Genomic DNA, 13303 nt, shown 5'->3' with positions numbered 1-13303 from the left:
AGAGGGGTTTTATTTTTCAAATACGTAGTAGTGATAAGTAAGACCAAAGTTTTTGACAAACAGGTTCAAAACTTTGCCGAATATTTTTAAAGAAGCCGGCAAAGTTTTTGAAAACTCAATGAATCCTAACAGGACGGGTTTTGTCCAATTTTCTCGTTTGATTTCTTTGAATCCAATTTCCTTTAATTCAGCGATCGTTTCTTCTACTAACTTTAAATTCTCTTTTGGAATTAGGAAGGGAATGTATAACCACCAAAGTTTTTTGAACCGACTTTCAGTGATTTGAAAATTTGTGAATACAAACTTACCGCCAGGTTCTAAAACCCGGTAACTTTCCTTGTAAAACGATTGTAAGTTTTCAAAATGATAAGAGGCATCCAAAGAAAAAACGTAATGATAAGAAGAGTTTCCAAAGGTTTTTATTTTTTCCCAACCTCCATGAATAAAAGGTACTACTTTTGTATCAGTTGATACAAACAATTGTTCTGCGAAATCTGATTGTTCTCCAGGTAAATTGATTGCAGATAAAAGATTTGGTTGGTAATACTTTGACCAGTAGACTAAACTCCCTCCGAGACCTGACCCAAGTTCCAAAATTTTAGATTGAGGTCGTAAGTCGGAACGGCTCACAAATTTCGACAGAAATTTGACCCCAGCCGTTTGATAAGAATGGTCACCTTCCCAATAACCAAAGTTGGAAACAAAGTAGGGTGGCGATTGTGGAAGGACGGAGGCTGGTGATTTGGAAAAGGGAAAAGGTGTCATTTTTTGCTTGTAGGAATCTTATACCCGCTAGGGTATATGGTATGAGCCTTTCGGAAAACCAAACCAAACTGATCCATCGTATCAATCGAATCCAGGGACAGCTGGAAGCAATCAAGAATACAATTACAACAGAAGAAAAAGACTGCGAAAAAGCCATTTTGCTCTTAAAAGCAGCCCACCAAGCCATGAAAAAATTTGGAGAAGCCTATATCCACGAGTATATGGACACCTGTTTTAAGGAAAAAAAATCCACAGCAAACATCGAATCCGATGTAAAAAAAGCCATTACAGCCGCCTTTTCTCTCTAAACCGCAAAATCCTTTTTTCCAACCTCTAAAATCACTTGCCATATATACCCATAGGGGTATATATGGATCTAGAATCTATATACTATAGGGGGTATGGTAATGTTTCTAGCTTCGACAAAAACTTGGTATTTAGAGCGGGTGGTTTATTTGGTCGCCGGGCTCTTTAGTTTGGTAGGTGTCTCACTGGGAACCTTGGTTTCGCCTTGGTGGTATCTTTTGAATTTGCTCGTGGGTGTGAATTTGGTTGTTTTTTCAACCATTGGTTTTTGCCCGATGGCCATTCTTCTGAAGAAACTTGGTTTTGAACCCAAGGTAAGGGATTAAAAAATGAAATCTATCATTAGCTTTTTGCTTTTGACCTTTCCGATGGCTCTCTTTGCGGAGGCCGTCGGTTTTAATGAATTGTGGAAACGAATCGAGGAAAATTCATCAGCTAGAAAATCCAAATATTTGGAATGGAAAGCAGGAGAAATTGCCAAAGAACGTACCGACAAATATTGGTTACCTAGAGTTTATACCGATCTTAGGACTTTTCAAACCAATGACCCGACTCTCAATTTTATGGGCAAACTGAGCCAAAGAAGTGCCACTGATTCTGATTTTTCCACTGCTTCCACTAAGTTTCGGCCAGGTAACTTTTTAGATTCGAATAACGAGCCTTATTCGACGTTAAACTCCGATACTATGAATCTTTTTGCTAAAGATACATTAAACTATCCTGGAAGTCATACATATTCACGGGGAACTCTTGGTATGGATTTACCATTGTATGAAGGTGGGTCAGGAAAAACTCTCGCGGCCATGAATGAAAAAAGATCAGTGGGTCTTAAGTTTGAATGGCTTGCTGTGCGAGATAGAGAATTTGCTCAATCAGGTTTTTATTATAGAGCGATCCAAACATTAAATGAATACAAACAAAGGCTAGAAAAGATTAAAAAAATTGAATCTAAGTTTCAATCCAGCTATTCCCTCGGTAACAAAGGAAATCCTGTTGGGTATGCGGGATACTTAGCCTTAAAATCGATTAAAAATCAAATAACCATTTTGGAAAAACAATCGGATCTACAGATCCATGATTACAAAGAAACCTTATACGTTCTTTCTGATTTCCCATCTTCTGAAATAGAGATCATAGAATCTGAATTGAATGTATTTTTAGATACTTATTTCAAAAGGCCTATGGTTTACGAAAGATCCAACCAAATGAATGCGCAAATCAAATATGCGGAAGGTGAAAAACTAAAATCCGATATGGAAATGGCTAAGTTTTTACCGAAGGTTGGTGCTTATTCAGAAGCTTACGGATACCATGGGAGTCGGAATACTGCAAATGCTTACCAAGCAGGAGTGTATCTCCAAATGAATCTTTATAACCCCAAAGATATGGGAGTGGTTGAAGAATCCAAACTCAATGCGGAAGCAGCCTTAAAAAAAATTGAAGAAAAAAACAAAGAAGAAGAAGCACATGTAAAATCCCTCCTTCAAAAAGAAATTTCACTTGCTGAGAGTTTAGTGTTGGTGAAAGAAACTGTGAAATACCAAGACGAACAAATTATAAATATGCAAAGGCTTTTTCAAAGTGGTGCGATTACTGCCATTCAATTTGCCGAAACACTGAATAAATCTTTAGAACTAAATCGAGTTCTTATGGAAACGGAAATCGCCGTTTTACAAGTCAGAACAGAGACATCGTTATTTTCAAATAAGGAAGAATCAAATGAATCCATTGGAAGAAATTAGAAAAGGGTTTGCTGGACGATTGGCTGAAACTTTTTTACATTCTCGTCTTACGATTGTTATAGCAATTTCAAGTTTGATACTTGGATTATTTGCTGTTTATTTAACACCGAAAGAAGAAGAACCACAAATTTCGGTTCCTATGATTGATATCCAAATTCCCGCTCCCGGATTTTCACCCGAAGAAACGGAACGAAAAGTTACAGAAGTTGTGGAACGTGCGGTTTGGGGCCTCGAAGGTGTTGAATATGTTTATTCTACAAGTAAATGGCATGGAAGTTATATTACTGTGCGATTCAAAGTGGGAGAACCTATTGAACCTTCTTTGGTTAAGATCCATCATAAATTAATGGAGGTAAAAAATACTCTCCCTCGTAACACACTAAACCCAGTTGTAAAATCTTATTCCATCGACGATGTTCCGTTTTTGGCCCTTAGTTTTAGTTCAGAAAAAATGGATGATTACGTTTTACGTCAACTGATCGCACCACTGGCCCGTGAACTTTCTTCAACTCCTGATTTGGCATCGGTACAAATGTTAGGTGGATTGAAAAAAGTAGTTCGAGTGAAAGTGGATCCAATCCTTCTCAGTAGGTATGGGGTGACTGCGATCGAAGTGGCGATGAGTTTAAAAGAAAATGATGCTCTCATTCCTGCAGGGAAAAATTGGTCAAATGATTCAGTCCTGGATATGGAAGTGGGTGGGGTAGTAAAAAATGTATCTGATGTCAAAAGACTTCCAGTAGCACAAAGGGGAGGTCGAGTGGTTCGTATCCAAGATCTTGCAATTGTGGAAGAAGGGGCAGAAGAAAGGACAAGATCCTCTGCTTTGTATGATAAATCTCTTGGAGATGGAAAACGAAATGCGGTTACGATTGTATTCGCTAAACGAAAAGGTACAAACGTAGTCAATTTATCTAAGGATTTATTAGAAAGGGCCAATCTCTTTCAAAAAGATTTACCAAAAGAAGTTCGTTTGAGTGTCATTCGTGATTACGGAAGTACAGCCGAAGATAAATCGCATGAGTTGATTGAACACCTTCTCATTGCTACAATTTCTGTTACGGTTCTCATTGCACTTTGGATGGGTTTACGGTCAGCTCTTGTGGTCGCCATTGCCATCCCCGTTACCTTAGCACTCACTTTGGCCATTTATTATTTTCTTGGATACACGCTGAACCGAGTCACTTTATTTGCTTTGATATTTTCCATCGGGATCTTAGTGGATGATGCCATTGTTGTGGTAGAAAACATTGAAAGGCATTTGGAAGAAAATCCAAAGTTAGGAATCATTCGAGCCACTTTGATTGCTGTCTCAGAAGTAGGAAATCCAACTATTTTAGCTACCTTCACTGTGATTGCTGCTATTTTACCAATGGCATTTGTTCGTGGGCTTATGGGTCCTTATATGAAACCAATTCCCGTTGGAGCAAGTCTTGCAATGATTCTTTCTCTTATCGTTGCCTTTGTGATCACTCCTTGGGCCTCAGTTCGTTTGTTAAAAGAAAAACATTCTCATACAGGCACTGGTTCCGGCGAAAATAAAATTTCGAAACTCGATGCAATTTATATCCGTTTTATGAATTGGTTACTCGGATTCAAAAAGAATGCTAGTGTTTTTGGGATTGTTACCATTGGACTCTTATTTCTTTCTATGGCCTTTGTTGGATTCAAATGGGTGAAGGTAAAGATGTTACCTTTTGACAACAAAGAAGAGTTCCAAGTTTTGGTAGATTACCAACCAGAAACTACTCTCATCCAAAGTATGAGTCATTCAGAAGAGTTAACAAAAATTCTTTTGAAAAATCCCAATGTAGAAAAAATTCAAATTTTTGCTGGGGAAGCAGCACCCTTTTCTTTTTCAGGTATGGTAAAACATTCCTTCCTTCGTAATCTTGATTTTATGAATGATTTACAAGTCATTTTAAAGAATAAAAATAATAGAGAAGAGTCAAGTCACGAAATCATTGAATCTTTACGATCCGATATACAAAAGTTTGGTGAAAGGTATCGGGCTGTAACTAAAGTTTTGGAAATCCCTCCAGGCCCTCCTGTGATGGCAACAATGGTTGCGGAGGTGTATGGCCCAACGGCAGAAGAAAGAAAACGAGTCACGGAAGAAATTTATCAAGTATTTCGAGAAGAACCAAGTGTGGTAGATTTAGATATTACACTCCGAAATGGCCGTAGCAAGATGATTTATCCGATTGATTTTGAGAAGTCCGGGCTTTACGGAATCAAAACTTCTGCCCTTGCCTATACGGGTTCCCTAATATTCTCGGAGTCTCCCATTTTAAGTTTGGCAACAGCAGATGAACCTGAAGAAGTTTCGGTAAATCTTTCTGTGGTCCAGAGTGCACGTGGATCTAAAAATCCATTCCAAAACCAAAATATCATGTCGATGGAATCTGGTGTTGTTTCTTCCGAGAGAGTGTTAGGAAAGCCATACAAAGAAGAAGACCGGAGTCTATTTCGGAAAAATTTAAAACCAGTGCAGTATGTGATGAGTGAACTTTCTGGAGAAGAGGAAGCTCCCGTTTATGGAATGTTAAAACTCGCTCCAAAAATTAAATATGAAACACAAACTGCTGAGGTTCCATGGAATACAACAAAACCAGTGATTAAGTGGGATGGGGAATGGTTTATCACCTATGAAGTGTTCCGCGATCTTGGTGGGGCCTTTGCTGTTGTGATTTTACTTATCTATGTTTTGGTTCTCGGTTGGTTTAAAAGTTATACGGTTCCTCTTGTGATTATGGCACCGATTCCTATTTCTCTGATCGGAATATTACCGGGCCACTTTGTGATGGGAGCTTATTTCACGGCCACATCTATGATTGGGTTTATTGCCGGTGCTGGGATCATCGTTAGGAATTCTATCATCCTTGTAGATTTTATCGAAGGAGAAATCAAAAAAGGCGTGGAACTGAAGGAAGCGGTAGTCCATGCGGGAGTCGTTCGGTTTCGTCCGATGTTACTTACCGCCTCAGCCGTAGTGGTTGGATCCTTTGTGATGTTATTTGATCCTATTTTCCAGGGTCTAGCCATCTCCCTTATGTTTGGTGAGATAGCAGCTACGGTCCTCAGTCGGTTTGCAGTGCCAGTTTTATATTACTGGTTTATTGGAAAATCAAGACAAGGTGTGATCAAACACGGATAAAAGGATTTAATTTTTGAATTAAATGCGAAAACCCAAGTTCAAATAAAAAAGGCTGAAATTACTTTCAGCCTTTAAAGTCAAAACCTTTGGATCTGTTCTAAAGGTTTCTTTTCAGACAAACGAATTAACGAGTTCCTTCGTTTTTGATCTCACTATGGTTCTTATACAATCCAGTAGCTGTTAAAGAAGGTGCTCTAACATGACCTGAGTATTGTGTATAAGTAGTGCTACCACTTACGATGGAAGATTGGCATTTATCAAGCCCACCAGCACGGTTGTATCCACAAGAAGAGTGGTATGCCACTGCATAATCATCTTCTCCTGGAAGAATAGCAGACGGTCCAAAAGCACCTTTATAACCAGGTACATGGTTGATCTGAATTCCACCCGTATTGTTGTGATTGAATGCCCCACGAGCAGTTCCTACGATGAGTGATTTGTCCATCGCATTTCCTGCAAATCCAAAAGTTACGCCATTCAAAGCAGAAGCAAGTTCCGATCCACCAGAAGCGGCAGCAAGAGCTGTTACTTTTGTAAGATTGAATCCTTTTGCTGATGCGGTAGAACCAAGGTTAGACAACCAAAATTCAATCGCATAACATCCTGCAGAGTGACAAACGATTTTGCAAGAGTTAGACCCTTTGCAATAGTTCGTAAGTCCTGTCGCAATATTTGTTTGTGCACGGGCAGATCCGAAAGTTCTAGGATCCGAAGTTCCATCGTAACCGATGAAAATTTTAGATCCAGAAACTGTATTCGCAGAGGTTCCCCAATACGAATTTACGTCTGTTGTTCCCACGCCGTTGTGGTTTTTGTCTGATTTTCCGTGGATGAACACGGTGTATGTTTGGGCACTGAGTGATCCTGCAAACAGCATCACGAGTACAGTGGTTAAGGTTCTTCGCATTTTTTTTCCCTTTCCTGATTTTCTATATTACGACACAAATTGCAAAAATAAGTCAAATATGTCAAATTATATATCTTTGGGGCAAAAAAAAGACCAACCGAAATGGTTGGCCTTTTCCTTTCTCTTGAAGAGAAAGCGGAGGGTTCGGCTGCTTACCGGTATCCTTCCGTTTTGATTTGGCTGTGGTCAAGGTAAAGACCAGTTGCTGTTACAGATGGAGCACGGTAGTGTCCAGTGTATTGTGTGTAGGTAACATTGGAATTGAAAGGCCAGATTCCTTCACTTTGAGTGAGAGAAGATTGGCACTTATTCAAACCACCTGCTTTGTTGTATCCGCAAGAAGAGTGGTATGCTACAGCATAGTCATCTTCACCAGGAAGAATTGCAGAAGCACCAATCATTCCTTTGTATCCAGGAACATGGTTTACCGCAACTCCCGCAGTGTTGTTATGATTGAAAGCACCACGTGCTGTTCCTACGATAAGAGCTTTGTCCATTGCGTTTCCAGCGAAACCAAATGTGATTCCGTTGAGTGCAGAAGCAAGTTCCGATCCACCAGAAGCCGCAGCAAGAGCTGTTACTTTTGTAAGATTGAATCCTTTTGCTGATGCAGTAGAACCAAGGTTAGACAACCAAAATTCAATCGCATAACATCCAGCTGAGTGGCAAACGATTTTGCAAGAGTTAGCACCTTTACAATAGTTTGTAAGGCCAGTGGCAATGTTTGTTTGTGCACGGGAAGATCCGTAAGTTCTTGGGTCAGTCGTTCCATCGTAACCGATGAAAATTTTAGATCCAGAAACTGAACTAGTGGAAGATCCCCAGTATCCGTTTACATCTGTTGTTCCCACACCGTTGTGGTTTTTGTCTGACTTACCGTGAATGAACACAGTGTAAGTTTGGGCACTGAGCGATCCTGCAAACAGCATCGCAAGTATTGTTGTGATTGAGCTACGCATCTCTTTTTTCCTTTTCCTTTCTTTAAATGATACCTATTGAATTATCTCCAACCTTCGGTTTTGATTTGGCCGTGGTCGAGGTAGAGTCCAGTGGAAGATACAGATGGAGCACGGTAGTGGCCACTGTATTGATTGTATGTTTTGTTAGATCCGAATGGCCAAAGACCTTCGTATTGAGTGAGAGAAGATTGGCATTTGTTGAGTCCACCAGCACGGTTGTATGCGCAAGAAGAATGGTATGCCACTGCATAATCATCTTCTCCTGGAAGGATGGCAGAAGCACCAAACATTCCTTTGTATCCAGGGACATGGTTTACGGCAACTCCACCAGTATTGTTGTGGTTAAAAGCACCGCGTGCAGTTGTTACAATGAGAGATTTATCCATTGCGTTTCCACCGAAACCAAAAGTGATTCCGTTCAGTGCGTTCGCAAGTTCAGACCCACCGGAAGCCGCAGCAAGAGCCGTTACTTTTGTGAGATTAAATCCTTTGGCAGAAGCCGTAGAACCAAGGTTAGACAACCAATATTCGATAGCGTAACATCCAGCAGAATGGCAAACGATTTTACAAGAGTTTGCTCCTTTGCAGTAGTTAGTAAGGCCTGTTGCGATGTTTGATTGAGCGCGAGAAGATCCGTAAGATCTAGGGTCACTAGTTCCATCGTATCCGATGAAAATTCTTGTCCCGCCAACAGAATTGACTGAGGAACCCCAATAACTGTTTACGTCAGTAGTTCCTACTCCGTTATGATTTTTATCTGACTTTCCATGAATGAAAACTGTATAGGTTTGGGCACTTAGGGATCCCGCTAAGAGAAAGGCTGTGATGGTTGCTAAAATTGTTCGCATTGTCTTTTCCTGGTCTGAAGGTATGTTCTCTTTGTTTTATAAGTTTGGCAAAACATTGACAAGAAATTTTTTGCCTAGTTTAGACAAAATTTTAACATAAATTTGCCATTGTCAGGGTTTCTCTGACAAGACTAGGGCTAGAATCCTAGGATTTAGCTAGGGGGATGCGGATGGAGAAGAGGGTTTTCCCTGGAAGGCTTTCTACTTGGATGTTTCCGTTATGGTTTTGGATGATCTTCTGGACTATGGAAAGTCCGAGTCCCGTGCCCATCCCTAGTTCTTTGGTGGTAAAAAAGGGCTCAAAGATACGAGGGAGGATGTCGGGGGATATCCCTTTCCCATTGTCCTCGATGGTGATGACTGCCTCCGTTTGTTCTTCCTTTAAAAAGATGCGGATCTTACCTCCATCTTTGGGGCAGGCTTGGATGGAATTGTAAATCAGGTTTGTCCAGACTTGCACGAGTTCGTCGGCGTGACCCAAAATCACTGGGTCACCCTCCACTTTCCAATCGATTTCAATATTCTGTTTCCAGCTGGTGGAATACATGGAAAGGACGGAATCAATTCCTTCTTTGAGAGAGAGGAGTTTTTGGGATTCTTTGGGACCGGAGTATGAATGGTGTTTGAGAGCAAATACAATTTTTGAGGCTCGTTCCACTGCGGTTTCGATAATCCCCAAATGGAATCCAATGACAAAATCATTCAACTTGGATTGGAAGATAAACCTTCCTTCTTCAGTATCAAAAAGTTTCTGGAATTCTTCCGGAACCACTTCCATTTTAAAATCAAAACAAGTATCAGCGAGTGAGATAGGATCGGGAATTGATTTAGATTTAAAAAAAGCGATGAGTTCTTTTTTTCTTTTGAACCTTGATGTCACTTCGGAACGTTTTTGGTTTTTAAATTCGGTTATGAATTTTTCTGCTAAATGATCATTATCTGTTTTGGTTATGTTTTCACCAAAACTTTGTCCTTCTTTGATGAATTGAATACTTCCTTTAATGGCTGCTAGTGGGTTGTTGATCTCATGGGCGACGCTTGCAGCGATTTTTCCCAGAGTAGACATCCTCTCTGCTTGTAAAAGTTGTTCTTGGGTTTCTTTTAATTCTAAAATGGTTTGGTTTAATGATTCGGTGCGTTCTTCGATTTTTTGTTCTAATTGGTGTCTTGCATCGCGAACAATAGAAATCATTTCGTTGAAACTATTCGATAATTCTCCAATTTCATCTCTACTGGATACTTTGACTGTGACAAATAAATCCCCTGCTTGCATTTTTCGGATGCCTGCAAGTAACCTGGTTAAAGGATAAACGATACTTGTTTTGTGTAAAACAGGGTATAACATAAAGATAGTGAATAAAGAAAATAACAGTGTGACAATCAACCAAACTACTGTTTGATGGACAGTGGTTCTGTATTCTATATAAGGAATCGCAACAAAAAAGTGATGGTTTTTTGCATAAAAGTCGGATGTCCAATAAATCCCGGAAGGATCTTCTGAAAAGGAACTTAAGTTAAAATGTTCGAAGGTTAAGGGACGGTTTTTAATCTGCAGTAAATTGGTTTTAGTGAAATCAATTTTATTGATTCTGAAACTATCATCTTGTACATCCACAACAAGATCTGACAGATAAACAAAGGGATAAATGGAACCTAATTCCAATTGTGTTTTGATACTATGTTTTTCCCTGCTCATTTCATTTTGAAAGTCAGCACGGAATCGATTAAAAAGAAAATTAGCAACGATAGAAAGAATCAAATAAAGTACAGTTAAGTTGAATGTCATAATTTTGAATCCAACAGTGGAGGGGATTGTTTCTTGGTTGAGAGAAACCAAAACAAGAATCGTCATGATAATGATTGTTAGGTTGGTAAGTAAAAATAAAAAGGTGGGTTTGCTGAAGTAATTTAAATCTACTAATATATCTGCAAAAGCCAGGGAAAGGATTCCAAAGATAGCTAGTAAAAATCCCCCCGTATTCCTTTTTTTGGATCCTTCAAATCGGAAATACTTAGCAATGAGTGCAACAATGGTATTTCCCAGAATCAAACACAAAACACCTGCAATGGACAGGATCGAGAGTTGGATGATGGGTGAAGACACATGTTGGTTCGGAACATAAAATTCCATCTTAGGATCAAATAGGATTTCTCGAAAGAAAAACCCGGTTCCATTGGCAAGGATGGCGAGGGTGGCAAGAAAAATGTGGATCCGTAAACTCCAGTCTTTCCACCTAGGAAAACTATTTTCCTGGAACCCGAAGGCAAGCTGCGAAGCCGAAACCCCCATAATCAGGATGGCAGGGTTTTTTAAAAAAACAAAAACATAGGCCGTCCACGGGGCCACATACGAGTTACAAATTGACCAAGCCACTGACCAGAAGAAAAGACAGGCAAGTGGGACGAGGAGGCCGCGAAAGGTGGGAGTTAGATCCTCCTTTCTCGACAAAAAGTAGGAAAAGGCGATCCCACTCACCAAACAGAGGCCAAAATAGAAGAAACTATAAAGATTCAGTAGGGGAGCCAAGCAATCCAGGTATCCACGATCTTTGACTTTAGGCAAGCATTTGATTTTCCCTGGGGACTTTCACTAGTGCGGTGCACAAAAAATGAATTGTCCGCATAGGGGGCCGGGAAATCATGGACTTATAGTGCGATGCACAAATGAAAGTCTACTCAAGAGGACCCAATGCGAAAATCTAAATCAATCACCAAAATTCTAGGAACCGGTTTACTGGTTCTAATTTTCCTGATGGAATCATACGGGAAAATCAGCTCGGCAGGTTATAGTGCAAGAAATGACATTTCGAAAAGGAAATTAGAAGCCTATATAGCCAAACACAGGCCTGGACTGAACGAACAGGAACGAAAAGAACTTGTTTCAGTGATGGAGAGAGCTTCTTACAATCTCCGATTGCCCGTAGGAAACAAACAGGAACGTTTTGATAAACTTGGTTTTCTTGTAGGTCTCATTCATACAGAATCCCAATTTCATAAACGTGCCAAATCCCATAAAGGAGCACTCGGCCTCATGCAAGTGATGCCTGCGACAGCAAAATGGCTTGCAACAAAAGAAGGAATCCCTTTCCAATCTGCAAAAGACTTATATGATCCAGAGATCAACTTGCAGATTGGTGTTTTGTATATGAACTATTTGATCGAACGAACGGATTCTGTAGAGGCCGCATTGTTATCTTATAATGCAGGACTTGGCGGTTATAAACGATTTGGAGGCATTCCAGAGTATTCAAAGTCTGTGTTCAGATACTATGAAGATTGGAAATCAATGCAAATCCCTACACAAAGTTTGATTTCCGAATCGGTTGCCAGTCTTCTTTCTATTTAAATTTTACTTTACATAGTTTCAAAACAGACAAGGCTCTTATCCGTTTTATAAACAAAAAGGATGGGAGCGTATGGATTTAATTCGTAGATACGGTGTGTATCTAGCAGCTGTTATATTGGTCGTTGTGGGTCTTATCTTCTATATTTCAAAGGATAATACCGGTTCTGATCAAGATGCTAGCGAGAAAGCCAGACAAGAAAGGATGGCAAGTGGTTCTGATCCAACGCAAGGGGATGATGGTTCTGGAAACGGATCTGATGGGTCTGGTGGAATTCCAGATGATGGTGCCACTCCAGAATTCATTCTCGAAAAGTATTTAGAATGGGCCGAATACCCTCCATTTTCAAGACCTATGTCCATTTTAAATCATGACTTAGCTTTTCCTTTTATCATCGAAAATTCTCCCGACTACTCCATTGATCCAAAAACGAACGAACCAACAGGTTACGTATGTTTGTTCCAACCGAAAACTTGGGCCGTGATTGGTAACAAGGACATGATGTATGTAACTTTAGAATGTCGTGATAAAGCAAGGAATCGTGTGAAGGTATCCATTGATTCTCACCAAGTATTTAAAGAGTGGGAAGGCCAAAGGTATGGTGTTGTCAGTGCTTCTGTGAATGATAACGGAACCGATGGCGACCAAACTCGTGGAGATAATATTTTTACTTTTTCATGGAAACCACAAAAACCGGATTGGGGACAAATGTCTCTTGTGGCTGAAATCACTTATGGCCCAGAGAATTTAAAAACAACTCTTACTTCTAGTTTCTTTTCGAGCCCATCAATCCCTGCAGAATTTAACGGTGTTTTTTCTGATTCCTTACATGATGGATCACTCATTGTTCGTGCGGTGGTGAATGTTTATAAAAAAGGAAAATACCATTTAGAGGCCAATTTAAAGGACGAAAAGAATGGGGAATACATCGCCTATGCTGTGTATGATGGTGATTTGGTTTCCGGTTCTAACGAAGTAGAGTTTACTTTTTTTGGAAAAATTCTTCGTGATAAAGATTTGGACGGACCTTATTTAGCGACATCATTTCGTGGACACCGAGTGAATTTACCAATTGATCCCGAATGGTTCAACCAAGGAGCGGAAGGACTTAGAAAAATCCAAGCCGCCAAAACGACAGAACCAGATCGTGAACTTGTTTTGCCTTACAAAGATGAATACAAAACAAAATATTATAAGGTAGAATCCTTTTCTAATGCAGCTTGGGATTCGGCAGACAAACAAAATCGCATTCGTCAAATTAAATCGTTACAATAA

Annotated in this window: 11 protein-coding genes; 6 read left to right on the top strand and 5 right to left on the bottom strand. The window is 39.9% G+C overall.

All coding sequences use genetic code 11. The features are described from left to right. Positions 1 to 9: 9 nt before the first annotated feature. Entirely contained in the window at positions 10 to 765 is a 756-nt protein-coding gene (locus EHQ16_RS01800; RefSeq protein WP_135636919.1) for an SAM-dependent methyltransferase, read from the bottom strand. Positions 766 to 806: 41 nt separating this feature from the next. On the opposite strand from EHQ16_RS01800, the gene EHQ16_RS01795 reads away from it, so the two are divergent. The 4 genes from EHQ16_RS01795 (at position 807) to EHQ16_RS01780 (ending at position 5970) form a co-directional block, all read left to right on the top strand. Then, positions 807 to 1073: a metal-sensitive transcriptional regulator gene (locus EHQ16_RS01795; protein WP_135636920.1), complete on the top strand. Its 267-nt coding sequence runs from the start codon at positions 807 to 809 to the stop codon at positions 1071 to 1073. 99 nt (positions 1074 to 1172) lie between these two features. Further along, positions 1173 to 1397 (top strand): YgaP-like transmembrane domain, encoded by a 225-nt coding sequence (locus tag EHQ16_RS01790; RefSeq protein ID WP_135636921.1) that lies wholly within the window; start codon positions 1173 to 1175, stop codon positions 1395 to 1397. Positions 1398 to 1400: 3 nt separating this feature from the next. Continuing rightward, complete coding sequence (locus EHQ16_RS01785) at positions 1401 to 2813, top strand: TolC family protein (protein ID WP_135636923.1); 1413 nt, start codon at positions 1401 to 1403, stop codon at positions 2811 to 2813. Then, the gene (locus EHQ16_RS01780) at positions 2791 to 5970 is read left to right on the top strand and encodes an efflux RND transporter permease subunit (protein ID WP_135636925.1); all 3180 of its coding nucleotides are present in this window, start codon (positions 2791 to 2793) and stop codon (positions 5968 to 5970) included. The genes EHQ16_RS01785 and EHQ16_RS01780 overlap by 23 nt, the downstream gene beginning before the upstream one ends. Positions 5971 to 6094: 124 nt before the next feature. On the opposite strand, the gene EHQ16_RS01775 is transcribed toward EHQ16_RS01780, so the two are convergent. The 4 genes from EHQ16_RS01775 to EHQ16_RS01760 all read right to left on the bottom strand — a co-directional run bounded on the left by EHQ16_RS01775 (position 6095) and on the right by EHQ16_RS01760 (position 11211). Then, on the bottom strand, positions 6095 to 6877 hold the full coding sequence (locus EHQ16_RS01775) for a hypothetical protein (RefSeq protein WP_135636927.1): 783 nt from the start codon (positions 6875 to 6877) through the stop codon (positions 6095 to 6097). 152 nt (positions 6878 to 7029) lie between these two features. Further along, positions 7030 to 7836, bottom strand: coding sequence for a hypothetical protein (locus tag EHQ16_RS01770; protein ID WP_135636929.1), 807 nt, complete (start codon positions 7834 to 7836; stop codon positions 7030 to 7032). 41 nt (positions 7837 to 7877) lie between these two features. Then, positions 7878 to 8684 (bottom strand): hypothetical protein, encoded by an 807-nt coding sequence (locus EHQ16_RS01765; RefSeq protein WP_135636931.1) that lies wholly within the window; start codon positions 8682 to 8684, stop codon positions 7878 to 7880. A gap of 145 nt (positions 8685 to 8829) precedes the next feature. Then, complete coding sequence (locus EHQ16_RS01760) at positions 8830 to 11211, bottom strand: HAMP domain-containing sensor histidine kinase (RefSeq protein WP_135637354.1); 2382 nt, start codon at positions 11209 to 11211, stop codon at positions 8830 to 8832. A gap of 162 nt (positions 11212 to 11373) precedes the next feature. Here EHQ16_RS01760 and EHQ16_RS01755 point away from each other — a divergent pair, with 162 nt between their 5' ends. Both EHQ16_RS01755 and EHQ16_RS01750 read left to right on the top strand, forming a co-directional pair. Then, complete coding sequence (locus EHQ16_RS01755; RefSeq protein WP_135636932.1) at positions 11374 to 12030, top strand: lytic transglycosylase domain-containing protein; 657 nt, start codon at positions 11374 to 11376, stop codon at positions 12028 to 12030. A gap of 70 nt (positions 12031 to 12100) precedes the next feature. After that, positions 12101 to 13303 (top strand): hypothetical protein, encoded by a 1203-nt coding sequence (locus tag EHQ16_RS01750; protein WP_135636934.1) that lies wholly within the window; start codon positions 12101 to 12103, stop codon positions 13301 to 13303.

It is taken from the genome of Leptospira kanakyensis (assembly GCF_004769235.1).
Classification (GTDB): Bacteria; Spirochaetota; Leptospiria; order Leptospirales; family Leptospiraceae; genus Leptospira_A; species Leptospira_A kanakyensis.
The sequence above is the reverse complement of the archived record's forward strand: the minus strand, read 5'-3'. Positions and strand labels throughout refer to the sequence as shown.

What these genes read in the sequence shown, in the direction of transcription:
- EHQ16_RS01800 (WP_135636919.1), bottom strand. Translation starts at nt 765, where the DNA reads ATGACACCTTTTCCCTTTTCCAAATCACCAGCCTCCGTCCTTCCACAA.
- EHQ16_RS01795 (WP_135636920.1), top strand. Translation starts at nt 807, where the DNA reads ATGAGCCTTTCGGAAAACCAAACCAAACTGATCCATCGTATCAATCGA.
- EHQ16_RS01790 (WP_135636921.1), top strand. Translation starts at nt 1,173, where the DNA reads ATGTTTCTAGCTTCGACAAAAACTTGGTATTTAGAGCGGGTGGTTTAT.
- EHQ16_RS01785 (WP_135636923.1), top strand. Translation starts at nt 1,401, where the DNA reads ATGAAATCTATCATTAGCTTTTTGCTTTTGACCTTTCCGATGGCTCTC.
- EHQ16_RS01780 (WP_135636925.1), top strand. Translation starts at nt 2,791, where the DNA reads ATGAATCCATTGGAAGAAATTAGAAAAGGGTTTGCTGGACGATTGGCT.
- EHQ16_RS01775 (WP_135636927.1), bottom strand. Translation starts at nt 6,877, where the DNA reads ATGCGAAGAACCTTAACCACTGTACTCGTGATGCTGTTTGCAGGATCA.
- EHQ16_RS01770 (WP_135636929.1), bottom strand. Translation starts at nt 7,836, where the DNA reads ATGCGTAGCTCAATCACAACAATACTTGCGATGCTGTTTGCAGGATCG.
- EHQ16_RS01765 (WP_135636931.1), bottom strand. Translation starts at nt 8,684, where the DNA reads ATGCGAACAATTTTAGCAACCATCACAGCCTTTCTCTTAGCGGGATCC.
- EHQ16_RS01755 (WP_135636932.1), top strand. Translation starts at nt 11,374, where the DNA reads ATGCGAAAATCTAAATCAATCACCAAAATTCTAGGAACCGGTTTACTG.
- EHQ16_RS01750 (WP_135636934.1), top strand. Translation starts at nt 12,101, where the DNA reads ATGGATTTAATTCGTAGATACGGTGTGTATCTAGCAGCTGTTATATTG.